This window comes from Haemophilus parainfluenzae, assembly GCF_003252725.1.
Lineage (GTDB): Bacteria > Pseudomonadota > Gammaproteobacteria > Enterobacterales > Pasteurellaceae > Haemophilus_D > Haemophilus_D parainfluenzae_L.
The window spans coordinates 54371-74794 of the sequence record NZ_QEPO01000002.1; the positions used below are offsets into that span (position 1 = coordinate 54371).

General features: G+C 39.7%; 15 protein-coding genes. 11 read left to right on the forward strand and 4 right to left on the reverse strand.

The window, feature by feature from the left end:
* Nucleotides 1-34: 34 nt before the first annotated feature.
* Nucleotides 35-1936 (reverse strand): molecular chaperone DnaK, encoded by a 1902-nt coding sequence (gene dnaK / locus DPV85_RS02950; RefSeq protein ID WP_111326983.1) that lies wholly within the window; start codon nucleotides 1934-1936, stop codon nucleotides 35-37.
* Nucleotides 1937-2204: 268 nt separating this feature from the next.
* On the opposite strand from dnaK, the gene DPV85_RS02955 reads away from it, so the two are divergent.
* Nucleotides 2205-3707 carry a YdgA family protein gene (locus DPV85_RS02955; RefSeq protein WP_111326985.1) on the forward strand — a complete coding sequence of 501 codons (1503 nt, stop codon included), beginning with the start codon at nucleotides 2205-2207 and terminating at the stop codon, nucleotides 3705-3707.
* Nucleotides 3708-3762: 55 nt separating this feature from the next.
* Here DPV85_RS02955 and mgsA read toward each other — a convergent pair whose 3' ends face one another.
* Nucleotides 3763-4221 carry a methylglyoxal synthase gene (gene mgsA / locus DPV85_RS02960; protein ID WP_111326987.1) on the reverse strand — a complete coding sequence of 153 codons (459 nt, stop codon included), beginning with the start codon at nucleotides 4219-4221 and terminating at the stop codon, nucleotides 3763-3765.
* 307 nt (nucleotides 4222-4528) lie between these two features.
* On the opposite strand from mgsA, the gene aceE reads away from it, so the two are divergent.
* The 4 genes from aceE to DPV85_RS02980 all read left to right on the forward strand — a co-directional run bounded on the left by aceE (nucleotide 4529) and on the right by DPV85_RS02980 (nucleotide 11409).
* Nucleotides 4529-7195: a pyruvate dehydrogenase (acetyl-transferring), homodimeric type gene (gene aceE / locus DPV85_RS02965; RefSeq protein ID WP_111326989.1), complete on the forward strand. Its 2667-nt coding sequence runs from the start codon at nucleotides 4529-4531 to the stop codon at nucleotides 7193-7195.
* Nucleotides 7196-7283: 88 nt separating this feature from the next.
* Nucleotides 7284-9179: a pyruvate dehydrogenase complex dihydrolipoyllysine-residue acetyltransferase gene (gene aceF, locus DPV85_RS02970; protein WP_111326991.1), complete on the forward strand. Its 1896-nt coding sequence runs from the start codon at nucleotides 7284-7286 to the stop codon at nucleotides 9177-9179.
* A gap of 91 nt (nucleotides 9180-9270) precedes the next feature.
* Nucleotides 9271-10695, forward strand: a complete 1425-nt coding sequence (lpdA, locus tag DPV85_RS02975) for a dihydrolipoyl dehydrogenase (RefSeq protein ID WP_111326993.1) — start codon at nucleotides 9271-9273, stop codon at nucleotides 10693-10695.
* A gap of 162 nt (nucleotides 10696-10857) precedes the next feature.
* On the forward strand, nucleotides 10858-11409 hold the full coding sequence (locus tag DPV85_RS02980) for an NlpC/P60 family protein (RefSeq protein WP_005695690.1): 552 nt from the start codon (nucleotides 10858-10860) through the stop codon (nucleotides 11407-11409).
* A gap of 78 nt (nucleotides 11410-11487) precedes the next feature.
* Here DPV85_RS02980 and DPV85_RS02985 read toward each other — a convergent pair whose 3' ends face one another.
* Nucleotides 11488-11937: a LexA family protein gene (locus tag DPV85_RS02985; protein WP_075875252.1), complete on the reverse strand. Its 450-nt coding sequence runs from the start codon at nucleotides 11935-11937 to the stop codon at nucleotides 11488-11490.
* A 273-nt stretch (nucleotides 11938-12210) separates the two neighbouring features.
* On the opposite strand from DPV85_RS02985, the gene sstT reads away from it, so the two are divergent.
* The 6 genes from sstT to DPV85_RS03015 are packed head-to-tail and all read left to right on the forward strand — an operon-like array spanning nucleotide 12211 to nucleotide 17609.
* The gene (gene sstT, locus DPV85_RS02990; protein WP_111326995.1) at nucleotides 12211-13452 is read left to right on the forward strand and encodes a serine/threonine transporter SstT; all 1242 of its coding nucleotides are present in this window, start codon (nucleotides 12211-12213) and stop codon (nucleotides 13450-13452) included.
* A 57-nt stretch (nucleotides 13453-13509) separates the two neighbouring features.
* Nucleotides 13510-14958 carry a molybdate ABC transporter ATP-binding protein ModF gene (modF, locus tag DPV85_RS02995; protein ID WP_111326997.1) on the forward strand — a complete coding sequence of 483 codons (1449 nt, stop codon included), beginning with the start codon at nucleotides 13510-13512 and terminating at the stop codon, nucleotides 14956-14958.
* A 45-nt stretch (nucleotides 14959-15003) separates the two neighbouring features.
* A complete protein-coding gene (locus DPV85_RS03000; protein WP_049366068.1) occupies nucleotides 15004-15918 on the forward strand; it encodes an SPFH domain-containing protein in 915 nt (304 codons plus the stop codon).
* 52 nt (nucleotides 15919-15970) lie between these two features.
* Nucleotides 15971-16426, forward strand: coding sequence for an NfeD family protein (locus DPV85_RS03005; RefSeq protein ID WP_111326998.1), 456 nt, complete (start codon nucleotides 15971-15973; stop codon nucleotides 16424-16426).
* Nucleotides 16423-17028 carry an NAD(P)H-dependent oxidoreductase gene (locus tag DPV85_RS03010; RefSeq protein WP_111326999.1) on the forward strand — a complete coding sequence of 202 codons (606 nt, stop codon included), beginning with the start codon at nucleotides 16423-16425 and terminating at the stop codon, nucleotides 17026-17028. Before DPV85_RS03005 ends, DPV85_RS03010 begins: the two co-directional genes overlap by 4 nt.
* 23 nt (nucleotides 17029-17051) lie before the next feature.
* A complete protein-coding gene (locus tag DPV85_RS03015; RefSeq protein WP_111327000.1) occupies nucleotides 17052-17609 on the forward strand; it encodes a TorD/DmsD family molecular chaperone in 558 nt (185 codons plus the stop codon).
* A gap of 98 nt (nucleotides 17610-17707) precedes the next feature.
* Here the strand turns inward: DPV85_RS03015 and gyrA are convergent, their stop codons facing one another.
* A complete protein-coding gene (gene gyrA / locus DPV85_RS03020) occupies nucleotides 17708-20359 on the reverse strand; it encodes a DNA topoisomerase (ATP-hydrolyzing) subunit A (RefSeq protein ID WP_111327001.1) in 2652 nt (883 codons plus the stop codon).
* Nucleotides 20360-20424 lie beyond the last annotated feature (65 nt).

Genomic DNA, 20424 nt, shown 5'->3' on the forward strand with positions numbered 1-20424 from the left:
ATTGCTACGCCCTTTAATTTTGGTTCAAGTGAAATTATTTATTATCTTTCACTTCTTCAAACTCAGCATCAACAACATCATCATTTGGTTTGCTGTTGCTTTGAGCTTGTTGTGCATCAGCTTGTGGTTGTGCAGCTTGAGCAAGTTTTTGAGCCACTTCTGCAAGTGCTTGAAGTTTAGCTTCGATTGCTGCTTTATCTTCGCCTTTCGCTGCAGTTTCTAAATCGCTTAATGCGCTTTCAATTGCTGCACGATCTTCAGCTGGAACTTTGTCACCGGCTTCTTCTAATTGTTTACGTGTGCTGTGTACAAGGTGATCTGCTTGGTTGCGAGCTTGTACTAATTCTTCAAATTTACGGTCTGCTTCAGCATTTGCTTCTGCATCACGAACCATTTGTTGAATTTCTTCGTCACTTAAACCTGAAGAGGCTTTGATGGTGATTTGTTGTTCTTTACCTGTACCTTTATCTTTCGCAGAAACGTGGATAATACCGTCAGCGTCGATATCGAAGGTTACTTCAATTTGTGGCATACCGCGTGGAGCTGGGTTAATGCCTTCAAGGTTGAATTGACCTAAAGATTTATTCGCTGATGCTTGTTTACGTTCACCTTGTAATACGTGAATGGTTACGGCACTTTGGTTATCTTCTGCAGTTGAGAACACTTGTGATTTTTTAGTTGGAATCGTCGTGTTTTTCTCAATTAAGGTAGTCATCACACCACCCATTGTTTCGATACCTAAAGATAATGGTGTTACGTCTAACAATAATACATCAGTTACATCACCTGCTAATACACCACCTTGAACTGCTGCACCGATAGCAACTGCTTCATCCGGGTTCACATCTTTACGAGGTGCTTTACCGAAGAATTCTTCTACTTTTTGTTGTACTAATGGCATACGGGTTTGACCGCCCACTAAGATAACATCATCAATTTGTGATGCACTTAAGCCAGCATCGTTTAATGCAACTTTTACAGGTTCAAGTGATTTCGCCACTAAATCTTCTACTAAAGATTCTAATTTAGCACGAGTTAATTTAATGTTTAAATGTTTAGGACCTGTAGCATCTGCAGTGATGTAAGGTAAGTTCACATCAGTTTGTTGTGCAGAAGAAAGTTCAATTTTCGCTTTTTCACCTGCTTCTTTTAAACGTTGCATTGCAAGTGGGTCATTACGTAAATCAACGCCTTGTTCTTTTTTGAACTCATCCACTAAGTAGTTGATTACACGGTTATCGAAGTCTTCACCACCTAAGTGAGTATCACCGTTGGTTGCTAATACTTCGAAGGTTTTTTCGCCACCTACTTCATCAATTTCGATGATAGATAAGTCGAATGTACCACCACCTAAGTCATAAACAGCGATAGTTTTGTTGCCTTGACCTTTATCTAAACCGTAAGCTAATGCTGCAGCTGTAGGTTCGTTGATAATACGTTTAACTTCTAAGCCTGCGATACGACCTGCATCTTTTGTTGCTTGACGTTGAGCGTCGTTAAAGTATGCAGGAACAGTGATTACTGCTTCAGTCACTGGCTCACCTAAGAAGTCTTCTGCAGTTTTCTTCATTTTTTTCAATACTTCTGCAGAAATTTGTGGCGGTGCAAGTTTGTCACCTTTTACATTTACCCATGCATCACCATTGTCTGCTTTGGTGATTTCAAATGGCATAATGTCGATATCACGTTTTACTTCAGCATCATCAAAACGACGACCAATTAAACGTTTGATTGCGAATAATGTATTTTTCGGGTTGGTCACCGCTTGGCGTTTTGCCGGTTGACCCACTAAAATTTCGTTATCATTTGTATAAGCGATAATTGACGGGGTAGTACGATCGCCTTCTGCGTTTTCAATTACGCGAGGTTTGTCACCATCCATTACAGCGACACAAGAGTTTGTTGTACCTAAGTCAATACCAATAATTTTTCCCATGTTGTTACTCCTAATTAAATTTTAAATTCGTTGTAAATTGTTACGATGAATAAGATGTGGATACTTTTTCGCATTTCAAGAGGCAAGATTTAAGATTTTTTCTTCCTTTTAAAGTGCGGTCATTTCCGTTCTTGTTTTACAAAATAAGTCCAGAGATGAGAAGTTCAAGGGGGGATATAAAATTATTTTTTAAAAATAAGAAAAAAATTGTAATTTGTGATAAATTGCCAACAATTTTAATCATCTATTAGTTAGCAAAGGAATCAAAATGAAAAAATCAACCGTAGCATTAAGTATCATTGTTGCCCTTGGTGTTGTCGGCGTCGGTGGTGCGTGGTTTACTGGCGAAAAAGCACAAGCTGAATATTTACGTCAAATTGAGTTAGCAAACCAAAAATTCCAAAGTTTAGGTTTGTCAGATTCAGTGAATCTTGTTTATAAAAATAAGCAATTTGATCGCAGTTTCTTTACTTCTCAAGTGGAAGATGAAGTAGTTATTTCTTTACCAAAAGAAGGACAAGTATTTACTATTCCGTTTTCAACTAAACTTTATCATGGTCCATTTCCGCTTAATCAGTTGGAAAAATTTAACTTTGTACCAACGATGTTTTCCGCACAAGGTGTGATTGGTAAAAATGAAACAACCCAGCCGCTATTTGATTTGCTTAAATCAGATAAGCCTGTTCAATATCAAGCTTCGACTAGCTATAGCTTAGCAACAAAAGGTAAAGTTGAATTAGCTGCAGGGGAGGTGACAGACCCTCACTCACCACAAAATAAGATAGCATGGTCAAATATCAACATCGGTTTTGATGTAGATAAAGATCGTGCAGGTAAATATGACATGACTTTAGACGAAGTGACTGCTGATTTAGGACCTAATAGTACTGATGGGGAAAATAGTCAGGATGCTACTACGGTTAAATCAGTAAAAACAAAGTTGAAGGGCATGAAATTAGACGCTTCATTCAATCCTACAAAATGGGCTTATATTTATACGGGGAAAGGTTCTTATACTACTGAAAGCTTCGAAATGACGAGCACTGATTATGCTGGAAAAACGACTTCTCTTATCGAAAAAGGCTTAAAAGCCACATCTGATATTTCACTTAATGGTGATTTTGTAAACTTAAAAAGTGAAAGTGCTGTAGATTCATTCGTTCTAGATGGAAAAGAGTTAGGGAAATTAACTAACAATAGCGAGTTAAATCATATTGAAGCAAACGCAGCAAATGCGTTAATTGAAGCTGTTTTCACTGTCTTTAAGTCAGTCAGAGATGATAAAAATGTGAATGATGAAGTGGTATCTGAAATTTTAAGTTCATGGGTTGAAAATCATGGTATGGCTATTTTTAATAATCAGCCTCAACTTAAACTCAACCCTGTGTCAATTTCAGATAATCAAGGTAAAGTGTCATTAGATTTAAATGTGGCATTAGCGAAAGATCCGAAATTTGATTTAATGAAAGGGAGTTTATATAAACAATTTACGGATTTTGCGGTGCATATTCATGTAGATAAAGCGACAGCAGAAAAAATCATGACACAATTTGCTCCAGAAGAAGATAAAGCGTTGATTAAAGAGAAAATTGAAGAGCAAGCCAAACAAGCAGCAGCACAAAATATTGTGGTGAATAACGATAAAAATGTGACGCTTGCCTTAGTACTCGAAAAAGGTGAATTAAAACTTAATGGTCAAGTGATTCCAGAAGAGCAGGTGCAAGGTGTGCTATTTATGTTAATCATGAGCGCTGCAATGCAGGGTAAATAATTAACGAGTAAATAAACAAAAAGGAGATAAAGTGATTTATCTCCTTTTTATTTGGTTAATTTAAACGTGCTTTCAAATATCCTTCATAATCAGGGATATCAATATTGATTTCTTGCTCAAATAAGCTTGATGTTAATAGAAAATCGGCTGTACTTTGATTAATCGCCACCGGAATATTCCAAACGGTTGCAATACGCATTAAGGCTTTTACATCGGGATCATGTGGCGCGGCGTTCATCGGATCCCAAAAGAAAATCATCATATCAATTTTTTTCTCAGCAATTAGTCCACCGAGTTGTTGATCGCCTCCCATCGGGCCACTTAATAGTGAGGCTATTTTGAGTCCCGTTTCTCTTTCTAATAGATGGCCTGTTGTACCAGTTGCATAAAGTTGATGGGGCGCGAGTGCTTCTTTGTGTTTTTTTACCCAATTGAGCAGATTTTGTTTACAGCTATCATGTGCAACGAGCGCTATTCGTTTATGAGAAAAGATTGGGCGAGTTGTCGTGTTCATATTTTGTCCTCTAAAAAGCTCAAAAGCATACGAACACTTTAGATCAAAGCGGGTAGGGAATGCAATATATAAAGTATGCTTTAACTTAAACCTAAAAATCCTTTAAAAATGACCGCACTTTTAATCACAAGTATGGAAATAACAGGAAGAAAACCGCAAGAACAGTCAAAATCTACTATCTTTCTTGCAAAAAATCTTCTAAAATTTACAAGATTTGTTAAATGTTTGTAACATTGATTAACAAGCTTGATTTTCGTGTTTGGTCATGACCAAACTTTATTTTCACTCAGTAAAATAAGGAAAGACTATGTCAGATACCTTAGTAAACGATATTGACCCAATTGAAACACAGGATTGGTTGTCAGCTGTTGATTCATTAATTCGTGCAGAAGGCGCAGAGCGTGCGCATTACATCATCAATCAGGTGATTGATCAGGCACGTAATGGTGGTGTGAACATTGCAAAAGGTGGCGTAACAACCCCTTATGTTAATACCATCCCACTTTCTGAACAACCAGCATACCCAGGTGATAAAGCTATTGAGCGTCGTATTCGTAGTGCTGTACGTTGGAATGCGATCATGGCGGTATTACGTGGCCAGAAAAAAGATCTTGAATTAGGTGGTCACATTTCAACTTATCAATCTGCTGCAAGTATGTATGAAGTTTGTTTTAACCACTTCTTCAAAGCAGCGACTGATAAAAACGGCGGTGACTTAGTCTTCTTCCAAGGCCACGCAGCACCAGGTATGTATGCTCGTGCATTTGTTGAAGGTCGTATTACTGAAGAACAAATGAATAATTTCCGTCAGGAATGTGAACCAGGAAAAGGTCTTTCTTCTTACCCACACCCGAAATTAATGCCTGAATTCTGGCAATTCTCAACTGTATCTATGGGTTTAGGCCCTGTAAATGCGATCCGTACTGCTCGTTTCTTAAAATACTTAGACAACCGTGGTTTAAAAGACACCAAAGATCAAAAAGTGTATGCTTTCCTTGGTGATGGTGAGATGGATGAAATCGAAGCAAAAGGTGATTTAACATTCGCAGCACGTGAAGGCTTAGATAACTTAATCTTCGTTGTAAGCTGTAACTTGCAACGTTTAGATGGTCCAGTAACGGGTAACGGCAAAATCGTTCAAGAATTAGAAGGTTTATTTGCTGGTGCAGGTTGGGAAGTGATCAAAGTCATGTGGGGCTCTGGCTGGGATAAATTATTTGCAAAAGATACTACCGGCAAATTAACCCAATTAATGATGGAAGTAGTTGACGGCGACTATTTAACCTTCAAATCTAAGAATGGTGCATACGTTCGTGAACACTTCTTCGGTCGTTATCCAGAAACCGCTGCATTAGTAGCAGATATGACAGATGATGAAATCTGGGCATTAAGACGTGGTGGTCACGATTCAGAAAAACTTTATGCCGCATTCCATAAAGCGCAAACTGCAGGTAAACCTGTTGTGATATTAGCGCACATGGTTAAAGGTTATAAAATTCCTGAAGCAGAAAGTAAAAACACTGCGCACCAATCTAAAAAAATGTCTCTCGAAAGCTTAAAATCTTTCCGTGATCATTTCCAACTAGATATTAAAGATGAAGATATTCCTAACTATCCATACATCACCTTCCCAGAGGGTTCGGAAGAGTACAATTATCTTCACGGTAGACGTAAAGCGTTAAACGGTTACTTACCAAAACGTTTACCAAAATTCACCACTGAATTTAAAGTGCCAGCATTAGAAGAATTTGCCCCATTATTGGAAGAACAAGCTCGTCCAATTTCAACCACAATGGCATTTGTACGTTTCTTAAATACCTTATTGAAAGATAAAAATATTGGTAAACAAATTGTGCCAATTATCGCTGACGAAGCGCGTACTTTCGGTATGGAAGGTTTATTCCGTCAAATCGGTATTTACAACCCACATGGTCAAAACTATGTGCCTTCTGACCGCGACTTAGTGGCGTACTACCGTGAAGCGAAAGATGGTCAAGTATTACAAGAAGGTATCAATGAATTAGGTGCTGCATCATCTTGGTTAGCGGCAGCGAACTCATACTCTGTAAATAACCTTCCGATGATTCCATTCTTCATCTACTACTCAATGTTTGGTTTCCAACGTGTGGGTGACTTAATGTGGGCAGCAGGTGACCAATTAGCACGTGGTTTCATGATCGGTGGTACTTCTGGCCGTACAACATTAAATGGTGAAGGTTTACAACACGAAGATGGTCATAGCCATATTCAATCTCTTGTTATTCCTAACTGTGTGTCTTATGACCCAGCTTACGTTTATGAAGTGGCAGTTATCCTACAAGACGGTATCAACCGTATGTACGGTGAAAAACAAGAAGATGTGTTCTACTACATCACCACATTAAATGAAACTTACGAACAACCAGCAATGCCAAAAGGTGCAGAAGAAGGTATTCGTAAAGGTCTTTATAAATTTGAAACCGTTGAATCGAAAGGCAACAAAGGTCATGTTCAATTATTAGGTTCTGGTGCAATCTTCCGTCACGTTCGTGAAGCAGCACAAATCCTTGCAAATGAATATGGCGTAAGCTCAGATGTATATAGTGTGCCTTCATTCACTGAAGTGGCTCGTGAAGGTGCGGATGCCGTACGTTGGAATATGTTACATCCAACTGAGACACCACGCGTTCCTTATATTGCACAAGTGATGAATGATGCGCCAGCTGTTGCGGCTACTGACTATATGAAATTGTTCGCAGAACAAGTTCGTGCATTCATTCCTGCACAAAGCTATAACGTATTAGGTACTGATGGTTTCGGTCGTTCAGACAGCCGTGAAAACTTACGTGAACACTTCGAAGTGGATGCGCGTTATGTTGTGGTTGCAGCATTACATGAGCTTGCAAAACAAGGCAAATTTGATGCGAAAGTGGTGGCTGATACAATCGCGAAATTTGGTTTAAAAACTGAAATTTTAAATCCGCTTTACGCTTAATAAAAACATCCTGTGTGTGAGAGCACACAGGAGCATCTACAAATAAAGTGCGGTTGATTTTAACTGCGTTTTTTAAAGGTAAGATAACATGTCAAAACAAATTCAAATTCCTGATATCGGTAGTGATGAAGTTACCGTAACAGAAGTGATGGTGAAAGTAGGTGATACCATTACCGCTGATCAAAGTATTATCAATGTTGAAGGTGATAAAGCTTCAATGGAAGTCCCTGCACCAGAAGCCGGTGTGGTAAAAGAAGTATTAGTAAAAGTGGGTGATAAAGTCACAACTGGCACACCAATGCTTGTATTAGAGTCAGCGGATGCGGCAGCGCCTGCTCCAGCAGCGGCAGCACCTGCGCCGGCAGCCTCACCAGCAGCTGCAAGTGTAGTTGAAGTTAATGTACCAGATATCGGTTCAGACGAAGTAAACGTGACAGATATTATGGTGAAAGTCGGTGATACTGTTGAAGTTGACCAATCAATCATCAATGTTGAAGGTGATAAAGCGTCAATGGAAGTCCCTGCTCCAGTTGCTGGTGTCGTAAAAGAAATTTTAATCAACGTGGGCGATAAAGTTGTTACTGGTAAATTAATCATGAAATTTGAAGTGGCAGGTGCCGCACCAGCCGAAGCGCCAGCTCAACAGGCGGCAGCACCTGCAGCAGCACCAACAGCTTCAGCCATTAAAGAAGTGAATGTACCTGATATTGGTGGTGATGAAGTTAACGTAACTGAAATCATGGTTGCTGTTGGCGACAGCGTTTCTGAAGAGCAATCTTTAATCACCGTTGAAGGCGATAAAGCCTCAATGGAAGTGCCAGCTCCGTTTGCGGGTGTGGTAAAAGAAATTTTAGTGAAATCAGGTGATAAAGTTTCAACAGGTTCATTAATTATGAAATTTGAAGTGGCAGGTGCAGCACCAGCTCCAGCTGTGACTCCTGCAGCAGCTCCTGCTTCTCAAGCAGCACCTGCAGCAGCGCCGGCAGCACAATCAGGTAATGTATCTGGCTTAAGCCAAGAACAAGTTGTCGCAAGCGCAGGCTATGCACATGCAACTCCAGTGATTCGTCGTTTAGCGCGTGAATATGGCATTAACCTTGATCGCGTAAAAGGTACCGGTCGTAAAGGTCGCGTAGTAAAAGAAGATATCCAAGCTTACGTGAAAACCGCTGTTAAAGCGTTTGAAACAGGCACTGTATCTTCTGCAGCAGCGGGTAATGGTGTGGCAAACGGTGCGGGCTTAGGTTTATTACCATGGCCGAAAGTTGACTTCAGCAAATTTGGTGAAGTGGAAGAGGTTGAATTAAGCCGTATCAACAAAATCTCTGGTGCAAACTTACATCGTAACTGGGTAATGATTCCACATGTTACTCACTTCGATCGCACAGATATCACAGATTTAGAAGCATTCCGTAAAGAACAGAACAAGATTGTTGAAAAACAAAAATTGGATGTGAAAATTACACCAGTTGTGTTCATTATGAAAGCAGTAGCGAAAGCATTAGAAGCATTCCCACGTTTCAATAGCTCTATTTCTGAAGACGGTCAAAAATTAACACTTAAAAAATACATCAACATTGGCGTAGCGGTAGATACACCAAACGGTCTTGTTGTACCTGTATTTAAAAACGTGAACAAAAAAGGTATTATCGAACTTTCTCGTGAATTGATGGAAGTCTCCAAAAAAGCACGTGACGGTAAACTTTCAGGTTCAGATATGCAAGGTGGTTGTTTCACCATTTCAAGCTTAGGCGGTATTGGTACAACTCACTTTACACCAATCGTAAATGCACCTGAAGTGGCAATCTTAGGTGTGTCTAAATCAGAAATGCAACCTGTTTGGAATGGTAAAGAATTTGAGCCACGCTTAATGCTCCCATTATCATTATCTTTCGACCACCGTGTGATCGATGGTGCTGATGGTGCTCGTTTCTTAAGCTATATCAATGGCGTATTAGCTGACTTACGTCGCTTAGTGATGTAATTAACGCGGTAAGATGTGAGTGATTAGGCTCACATCTTACAGAAAGGATCGCAAGTGCGGTCAAAAATTTGAACGTTTTTACGAGGTAAAAATGAGTAAAGAAATTAAAACCCAAGTTGTGGTACTTGGTGCAGGTCCTGCAGGTTATTCAGCGGCATTCCGTTGTGCGGACTTAGGTTTAGAAACAGTACTTGTTGAACGTTATTCAACATTAGGTGGGGTATGTTTAAACGTAGGTTGTATCCCTTCTAAAGCATTACTTCACGTAGCGAAAGTAATTGAAGAAGCAAAACATGCAAGCAAAAATGGTGTGTATTTCGCCGAGCCTCGCATTGATTTAGATGAAGTGCGCGCAGGTAAAGAAGCGGTTGTGGCGAAATTAACCGGTGGTCTTGCAGGCATGGCTAAACAACGTAAAGTCACCGTTGTTGAAGGCTTAGCGGCATTTACCGATCCACATACATTAGTAGCACGTGATCGTGATGGTAAACCAACCACAATTAAATTTGATAATGCGATTATCGCAGCGGGTTCTCGCCCAATTCAATTACCATTCATTCCACATGAAGATCCACGCGTTTGGGATTCAACGGATGCACTTAAATTAAAAGAAGTACCGAAAAAACTTTTAATCATGGGCGGTGGTATCATCGGTTTAGAGATGGGTACCGTATATCATGCATTAGGTTCTGAAGTTGAAGTGGTTGAAATGTTTGACCAAGTGATTCCAGCGGCAGATAAAGATGTTGTTGCAATCTACACCAAACAAGTTGAGAAAAAATTCAAGTTAATGCTTGAAACTAAAGTGACAGCAGTTGAAGCAAAAGATGATGGTATCTATGTTTCAATGGAAGGTAAAGCATGTAATGACACTAAACGTTATGATGCAGTATTAGTGGCAATCGGTCGTACACCAAACGGTAAATTGATCGATGCAGGTAAAGCAGGTGTTGAAGTGGATGAACGTGGTTTCATTCATGTTGATAAGCAAATGCGTACTAATGTGCCTCATATCTTTGCAATCGGTGATATTGTTGGTCAACCAATGTTAGCTCACAAAGGTGTCCACGAAGGTCACGTTGCGGCGGAAGTGATCGCAGGGAAAAAACATTACTTCGATCCAAAAGTCATTCCTTCTATTGCTTATACTGAACCAGAAGTGGCTTGGGTCGGTAAAACTGAGAAAGAATGTAAACAAGAAGGTTTAAACTACGAAGTGGCTAAATTCCCTTGGGCTGCTTCAGGTCGTGCGATTGCATCTGAATGTGCAGAAGGTATGACCAAATTAATCTTCGATAAAGATACTCACCGTGTACTTGGTGGGGCAATCGTTGGGTCTAACGGTGGTGAATTATTAGGTGAAATCGGTCTTGCGATCGAAATGGGTTGTGATGCAGAAGATATCGCATTAACGATTCATGCTCACCCGACACTTCATGAATCTGTAGGTCTTGCGGCTGAAGTATTTGAAGGTTCAATTACCGATCTTCCAAATGCAAAAGCGAAGAAAAAATAATCAATTCTAATCCTTTTAAGGGCTACTCATTGAGTAGTCCTTATTTTTTTGAGATCTCACTCACAAAATTGCATAAAAATTCAATAAAAACTGGCGGGCATAATGACTTTTTGATAAAATCCGACCAGTTTTGTTTTTATATTTTTTTATTATTTAAAAGCTATGTTAAAGAAGATTTTGATTATTGTAGGTTTGGCTGTTTTGACAACAGCCTGCTCTAACAACTCGGGGCAGGCACAAAACGGCATGATTAGTGAAAGTGATGATGCTGAGTTAACGGGTTTGATTGCTGGTTTAGATGGGAAAAAAGGGGGCGTTTACCCTAAATTAAGAACTAACCGTCCTAAATCAGGTTTAATTGGTGATAAAGCGCTTGCTCAAGTTTATAACGAATGGGTTGGTACTCGTTACAGAATGGGGGGCACTTCAAAACATGGTATTGATTGCTCTGCATTTATGCAAACTGCTTTTCTCGATGCTTACGGCATGGAGCTTCCACGTTCAACCTCAGAACAACGCTATTTAGGTCGCCAAATCCAAAAACATGAATTACGTAAAGGTGATTTAGTGTTCTTCCGTCGCAACAATCATGTTGGCGTTTATATTGGTAATAACCAATTTATGCATGCAAGTACAAGTCAAGGTGTAACAATTAGTTCATTGGATGAAGATTATTGGTCAAGAACTTATACACAATCTCGTCGTGTGATGTAATGACAATTTTATTTCAATAAAAAAGTGCGGTTAATTTTAACCGCACTTTTTCTTTATTTAGATTATCTGATTATTGGCTTAAGCCGCAAATTTCATTAAGTCTCTTCTTGGTTTCATTTGATGGATAGTATTCGTCACCGTGCCAACTAACGGAAGGTTTGTCCATTGTGTTGTTTTAATATTTTCCACTTTAGAATCTAATGCCATGAATACAAATTCATTACCGCTTACGCCGGCAAATTCATAAATATGAAATTCATCTTGTTTTTCTAATACCACAAGATCACCAATGAAAAGGCTGTCATTTTTTTCAACCACTAACATATCGCCCATTTCAATCCCCCAAGCAAGCATATTCGGATTGGTAACACGAATAAAACAAGTTTGTTGTGGACGTTTGATGCAATAAAGGTTGAGATCTAATTTTTTATTAAATGTCGATTTGCTTTCAACATCATTGAAAAATGGCATAGGATGATAAGAAAACGTCATATCATTTTGTGCAACTGTATTTGCGTAGTTCATCATCTTGTGTTCCTTTTAGTTTGTGTGTTTTTAATCAGTGGTTATTTATACAGTTATAATATACTGGTATTAGATACAGTATGTCAATAGGGCATAGAAAAAATTTTTTTATAGGCGAAAATTTTAGAAAAAATTCATTCCTTACTGAAAAAGTTCAATTTTTTAACAAAATAATAAAGAAAAAATTTTCTTTTAAATAAAATTTGAGCTATCTTTATCTTGTTTCGGTGGATCGTAACGATCTGAAGTTCAACTTAATCTTCATTTAAAACTATTATGAATACAACACGTTTATTTCATTTTTTGTTCCAAGGTAATTTGGTAAAACGAATTGCCGTTGGTTTGGTACTCGGGATCCTTGTTGCCTTGGTGAATGAGAGTGTAAAAAATTCAGCAGGTATTGATCTTGCATCTAGCTTTGGAGTGCTCGGTCAAATCTTTGTTAAAGCATTGCGTGCTGTTGCACCAATTTTGATTTTCTTCCTTGTTATGGCTGCGCTCGCTAATAAGAAAGTGGGCTCTAAAAGTAACATGAAAGAAATTGTCGTGCTTTATCTTTTGGGTACGTTCTTAGCGGCTGTGGCTGCAGTAATTGCAAGTATGGCATTCCCATCAGATGTGGCTCTTGCAGTAAAAGAGGATGCGAGTTCAGCACCTCAATCTGTTGGTCAAGTCATGTTAACGTTAGTATTGAATGTGGTGGATAACCCATTAAATGCAATTTTCAAAGCAAACTTTATCGGTGTTTTAGCGTGGTCTATCGGTTTAGGTTTAGCCCTTCGTCATGCATCAGATGCAACTAAACAGGTTGTGGCTGATTTTGCAGAAGGCATTTCTAAAATTGTTCACGTGATTATTTCATTTGCACCTTTCGGTGTATTCGGTTTAGTGGCTGAAACATTATCTGACAAAGGCTTATCTGCGTTAGGTGGATATGTTCACTTATTATTCGTGTTAATCGGTACAATGCTATTTACTGCCTTTGTACTTAATCCAATTCTCGTTTATTGGAAAATTCGTCGTAATCCATATCCATTAGTGTGGACTTGTGTACGCGAAAGTGGTGTAACTGCATTCTTTACACGTAGCTCTGCAGCAAACATTCCTGTAAACATTGAATTAGCAAAACGCTTAAATCTTGATGAAGAAACCTATTCTGTGGCAATTCCATTAGGTGCAAATATCAATATGGCGGGGGCGGCAATTACCATTACTGTATTAACGCTAGCAGCTGTTCATACATTAGGCATCGAAGTATCTTTCATCAGTGCGGTGTTATTAAGTATTGTTGCGTCGCTTTGTGCATGTGGTGCTTCTGGTGTGGCTGGTGGTTCATTATTGTTAATTCCATTAGCTTGTAGCTTATTTGGTATTAATGATGACATTGCAGCTCAAATGATCGGTGTAGGTTTCGTGATTGGTATCTTACAAGATTCAACAGAAACCGCGCTAAACTCTTCAACTGACGTATTATTTACTGCGGCAGTATGTATGGAAGAAGAGCGTAAAAACGGTTAATTAAATTAATCTAATAAGGCGGGCAATTGCTCGCCTTTTGTTTTTAAAGGAAAGAGAATGGCACTTTTAATTCAGCAAGCAAAATTTAAGCTTTATCAAAAACAGACCTTAAACTTACCGCACTTTGCGATTGAGCCACAACAATATTGGGTTGTGGTAGGCAGTAATGGGAGTGGGAAATCGGCGTTTGCTTTAGCTTTGCAAAATGAGTTACCTTTACAGGAAGGGGAGTACCATAATTCCTTCAAACGTGTTCACTCCTTTTCTTTTGAAAAACAACGAGAAATTCTTGAAGCCACATTAAAGAATTTAAACAACGATGATATCGATCCAGATTTCTTTGGTAAAACGGCAAGAGAAACCATTTTAAATGGCAGCACGGAACTCACTTTTTGTGAACAAATTGCAGAAAAATTAGGGATTACTTATCTCTTAGATCGTTTCTTTATCAAACTTTCTACTGGGGAAACACGAAAAGTCTTATTGGCACAAACATTATTGCAAAAGCCTGATTTATTAATTTTAGATGAACCTTTTGAAGGGCTAGATCAGCAATCAGTAAAAGATTGGATGGTGATGTTGAACGAACTAAAAAAAGAATGTGCTATCGTTCTAATCGTTAATCGTTTGGCAGATATTCCGGCTGAAGCGACTCATTTAGCTATGTTGGAAAATTTAGAGTTAGTATTAGAAGGTGTACGCCAATCCATTGAGCAACAAAGTATTTATCAACAATTAGTGTATGCGGAACAGTCTGTTGATGTTGCGTTGCCTGAGCCGGCCTCACCATTACTAAAACTGTCTGAAAACCAACCGCACTTTGAACTTAAAAATGTTACAGTTCAGTATGGCGATAAAGTGATTTTGGATCATTTAAATTGGGTTGTTCAGCCAAATCAAAATTGGTGGATTAAAGGACCAAATGGAGCAGGAAAGTCAACCTTACTTTCGTTAATTACAGGTGATCATCCTCAAGCCTTTGCGAATCATGTGGTGATTTTTGGTAAACAACGTGGTTCAGGCGAAACCATTTGGGATATTAAACAAAAAATTGGTTACGTAAGTAGCCAACTGCATTTAGATTATCGCGTGAATTGTTCTGTGCTTGATGTGATTATTTCGGGCTTTTTTGACAGTATAGGGATTTATCAACAAGTACTAGAGGCAATTCGTTTGAAAGCCACGCAGTGGTTAGCTCGTTTAAATCTGACTCATTTAGCAAAAACGCCATTTCGTTCACTTTCTTGGGGGCAGCAACGTTTGCTCTTAATTACACGATCTATGGTGAAACATCCGCCTGTTTTAATTTTAGATGAGCCTTTTCAAGGGCTTGATGGATTAAATCGTAAGCTAGTGAAACATTTTATTGAACAACTGGTAAATAATAGTGAAACGCAGCTTTTATTTGTTTCTCATCAAGATTTAGATGCTCCGAATTGCATTACGCATCTTTTTGAATTTATAAGAGAAAACGATAAATATATTTATGTACAAAGTGCGGTCTAATTTGATAGACTTTTCTTATATTTCCTCATCATTAAGGAGCAATCTATGGAAGGCTTATCTATTGCCGCAATCGTCTTTATTGTATTAGTTGTTGTTGTGCTATTTTCGGCACTTAAAACTGTACCGCAAGGTTATAACTGGACGATTGAGCGTTTTGGACGTTATACCCACACCTTAATGCCAGGCTTGAACTTTGTGGTGCCGTTTGTGGATCGTGTTGGTCGTAAGATCAATATGATGGAACAAGTGTTAGATATTCCGTCACAAGAAGTCATTTCTAAGGATAACGCGAACGTATCCATTGATGCGGTTTGTTTCGTCCAGGTGATTGATGCTCGCAGTGCAGCTTATGAAGTGAATCATTTAGAACAGGCGATTATCAATTTAACCATGACCAACATTCGTACCGTGCTAGGCTCGATGGAATTGGATGAAATGCTTTCTCAACGTGATTCCATTAATGGTCGTTTATTGGCAATTGTGGATGAAGCGACCAATCCTTGGGGGATTAAAGTCACCCGTATTGAAATTCGCGATGTGCGTCCACCACGTGAATTGATTGATTCTATGAACGCACAAATGAAAGCGGAACGTAATAAACGTGCGGAAGTGTTGGAAGCGGAAGGTATTCGTCAGGCGGAAATTTTACGTGCAGAAGGGGAAAAACAAGCCCGTATTCTGAAAGCAGAAGGGGAGCGTCAAGAGGCCTTCTTACAAGCAGAAGCGCGTGAACGTGCAGCAGAAGCGGAAGCGAAAGCAACCCAAATGGTGTCAGAAGCGATTGCTAGCGGTGATACCAAAGCGATCAATTACTTTATCGCACAAAAATATACAGAAGCTTTAAAACAAATCGGTGGTTCACCGAATAGCAAAGTGGTCATGATGCCGCTTGAAGCAGGCAATTTAATCGGCTCGGTGGCGGGTATTGCCGAGCTGTTAAAAGGCGACAAAAAAGCGTAATTTCTTAAAGTGCGGTTAAAAATGACCGCATTTTTTCTCTCAAGGAGTTGATATGGCAGATTGGTTAACAACTTGGTCGGTATGGCATTGGTTAGTATTAGGTTTTATATTATTAATCGCTGAAACTCTCGTACCTGGCGTGTTTTTATTATGGTGGGGCTTGGCTGCGATTGTGACGGCAGGCGTAATGGCGTTAGTACCGAGTTTATCGTTAACCGTGTTAGCCGTTTTTTATGCGATTTTAGCGATTATTCTCTCGTTGCTCTGGTGGAAATATCAACATAGCAAAGATAATCAGGACCAATCACGTACAACTTTAAACCAACGAGATCATACTTTGTTAGGTAAAAAAGGCACGGTATTAGAAATTGGTTCTAATGGGATTGGTCGTGGTGCTTTTGGCGATACCACATGGCGTATTCAAGGTGAGCATTTAGCGGTGAATGATCTGGTGGTGGTAGAACGCGTTGATGGCATTACATTGTTAGTGAAAAAGGTAACAGAATGAATCATTTAATTATTTTTGCACATCCCAATAGCCAAAAAAGTTTTGGTCGAGCCATCGTGGATCGCGTTGTAAAAGCAAGCCAACAGCTTGGTGTTGAAACCCATTTGCGTGATCTTTACACCATGGAATTTAATCCGATTATTTCCTTTGAAGAATTGCAATCAGCTAATAAAGGGATTATCCCGGCGGAAATTCAGCAGGAACATGATTTTATTCGCCAAGCAGATTTGATTACGATGGTTTATCCTTTATGGTGGATGGGCTTTCCTGCAATGCTGAAAGGCTATTTGGATCGTGTATTAAGTCATGGTTTTGCTTATAAAACAGAAAATGGTGAATCCAAAGGTCTGCTTCAAGGTAAAGCGATGCAACAATTTATCACCATAGGGAGTAGCGTAGAAAAGTATCAAGAATACGGCGTGGATAAATCTCTCAATCATTGTTTGATCAACGGTTTATTTAATTATTGCGGTATCGAGAATGTGGATTACACTTTATTTGGCGATATTCATATTATCGATAATGCTGCTCGCCAAGCGATGCTTGACGAAGCCGCCGAAAAAACAACGGCAAAATTGACCGCACTTTTAGCTCAATCGTGAGCACAATCATAGGAAAGCAACAGATGTCAGAAACTCAAGTCAATAATTTCTCTTTAATAAGCCGCCTATTTGGCAATTTATTTTATCGCAGCCCTACGGATCCCATTTTGAGTGGGGTATTTGATTGGCTGCAGCAACAAGGTTTAAGTCAAGTGTGGGCACTTTCTACGGATAAAGGAAGCGAAGCGGCCATTGATAATTTACAAATGAAAATTGATTTAACGTTGCTTGATCAAGAATATCAAAAATTGTTTGGTCCAAACGGTAACGTACCAACGGCTATTTCAAGTTATGATATGGATGTGCAACGTTTTGTGGATTTTCGTCATGCACGTAATATGCCTGAAGCAGAGAATGTGGATCATTTCGCTTTGCTATTGCTTACGGCTTCTTGGTTAGAAGACAACACGGAATCGCTATCTGCTCAACAAGATTTATTCGGTGATTTTCTCTTGCCTTGCGCAGCGAAATTCTTAACCCAAGTAGAAACTTATGCAACGCTTCCTTTCTATCGTTCATTAGCGTATTTAACCCGTGAAATGCTTGCGGCAATGGCTGATGAATTAGAAGAAGGCGAGTAGCTTTCATCAATAGAATAGATCCCTAAAAGAGATTTTTAGATACCAATAAAAAAGCCCCGCGAATCAAAACGCGGGGCTTTTATTTAATGGAAGATCAATTATTCTTCAGAAGTCACATCTTCAGTGCCTTCGTCTTCATCTTCATCATCCACATCACAAACACGTTCAAGACTGACTACGTGCTCATCTTCTGCGGTACGAATTAAACGAACCCCTTGGGTGTTACGGCCAACGATGCTCACTTCACTTACACGAGTACGCACTAAGGTACCCGCATCAGTAATAAGCATAATTTGGTCGGTTTCTTCTACTTGTGTCGCGGCAACGACTTTACCGTTACGTTCGCTCACTTTAATCGAAATCACCCCTTTGGTATTACGGGATTTAGTTGGGTATTCGCTTAATTGTGTACGTTTACCATAACCGTTTTGCGTCGCAGTAAGAATTGCACCATCATTTTTCGGTACAACTAAGGAAACGACTTTATCGATGTTGAGATCGAGGGTTTCTTCTGCATTATCGTCAGAAACGTCTTCAATTTCGACCGCACTTTCATCGTCAGCGATATCATTAGTTAGGGCAAGTTTAATACCGCGTACACCTGTTGCTAAACGCCCCATTGCACGAACTGCACTTTCAGCGAAACGTACCACGCGACCTTGCGAAGAGAACAACATGATTTCGTTAGAACCATCAGTGATATCTACACCGATTAATTCATCTTCATCACGTAAGTTCAAGGCGATGATACCGCTTGAACGTGGACGGCTGAATTCGGTTAGCGCAATTTTCTTCACAATACCGCCAGCGGTTGCCATGATGACGAATTTATCTTCTTCATAAGCAGAGATTGGCAGGATTGCGGTGATACGCTCATTTTCTTGTAACGGTAGAATATTTACAATTGGACGACCACGCGCACCACGGCTAGCTTGTGGTAATTGATAGACTTTCAACCAATATAAGCGACCACGGCTAGAGAAGCAGAGAATCGTATCGTGAGTATTCGCCACTAAGAGTTTTTCGATGAAGTCTTCATCTTTCATCTTCGTTGCAGATTTACCTTTACCACCACGACGTTGTGCTTCGTAGTCGGTAAGCGGTTGATATTTCACATAACCTTCGTGAGAAAGGGTTACAACCACATCTTCTTGAGCGATTAAATCTTCTAAATCAATATCACCGGAAGCTGCAGTAATTTCAGTACGACGCTCATCGGCGAATTGTGCACGTACTTGTTCAAGTTCTTCACGAATCACTTCCATCAAGCGCTCAGGGCTGTTGATGATGTGGAGAAGTTCTGCAATTTTAACCAATAACTCTTTGTATTCATTGATCACTTCTTCGGTAGCAAGGCCCGTTAAACGGTGTAAGCGAAGTTCTAAGATTGCATCAACTTGTTCTGGAGAAAGATAGTAATCAGAACCTTGAATACCAAATTCAGCCGCTAATTCAGCCGGACGAGCCGCCGCATCAAGCAAACCTAAAATTTCGTTATTCAGTTTCCAAGGACGAGAAATTAATTTTTCTGCCGCTTCTTTACGCTCTTTCGATTGACGGATGATGTCGATGATTTCATCGATGTTTGATGTTGCAACCGCTAAACCTTCTAAAATATGGGTACGCTCGCGGGCTTTACGCAATTCAAATAAAGAACGGCGAATCACCACTTCGCGACGGTGCATCACAAAGGCTTCAATAATTTGTTTTAAGTTGAATAAACGTGGTTGACCATGATCCAAGGCCACCATGTTGATCCCGAAGGTTACCTGCATTTGGGTCAGAGCATAAAGGTGATTTAATACCACTTCGCCTACGGCATCACGTTTGATGTCAATTTCAATGCGGATCCCTTCTTTGTTCGAAAGGTCGATAATATTGCTGATGCCTTCGATTTTTTTATCTTTGATAAGCTCAGCAATTTTTTCCACTAATTTGGCTTTGTTCACTTGATAAGGCAATTCAGTCACAATAATTTGCTCTTTGCCTTTATCTGTGGTTTCTACGCTAGCGCGAGCGCGAACATACACTTTGCCGCGACCAGTGCGATAAGCTTCTTCAATCCCTTTGCGGCCATTAATTAATGCCGCTGTTGGGAAGTCTGGGCCAGGAATATATTGCATTAACTCATCAATAGTGATGTTTTCGTTATCAATATAAGCCAAGCAGCCATCTAAAACTTCATTTAAGTTGTGTGGAGGAATATTCGTTGCCATCCCTACCGCAATACCGGAAGAACCGTTTGCTAAAAGTGCCGGAATACGGGTTGGTAATACGTCTGGAATCATTAATTCGCCATCATAGTTAGGCGAGAAATTCACGGTTTCTTTATCCAAGTCAGTTAATAACGCTTGGGTGATTTTTTGCATACGGACTTCGGTATAACGCATTGCCGCTGGCGCGTCACCGTCGATTGAACCGAAGTTACCTTGCCCATCTACCAACATGTAGCGTAATGAGAACGGCTGTGCCATACGCACAATGGTGTCGTACACCGCAGAATCACCGTGCGGGTGATATTTACCGATTACATCACCTACCACACGGGCAGATTTTACGTATTTTTTGCCGGCAGTGATGCCAGATTGATCCATGGAGAAAAGCACACGTCGATGCACCGGTTTTAAACCGTCACGCACATCAGGCAAAGCACGCCCAACAATCACCGACATGGCGTAGTCAAGGTAAGAAGATTTTAGTTCTTCTTCAATATTGACTGGGGTAATAGAGGAATGGATTGAATCCGTCATTTTTATTCCTTTTTTGATCAAAAAATTGTGACGGATTATAGCATAAATTTAAGCATTTTTGTGTG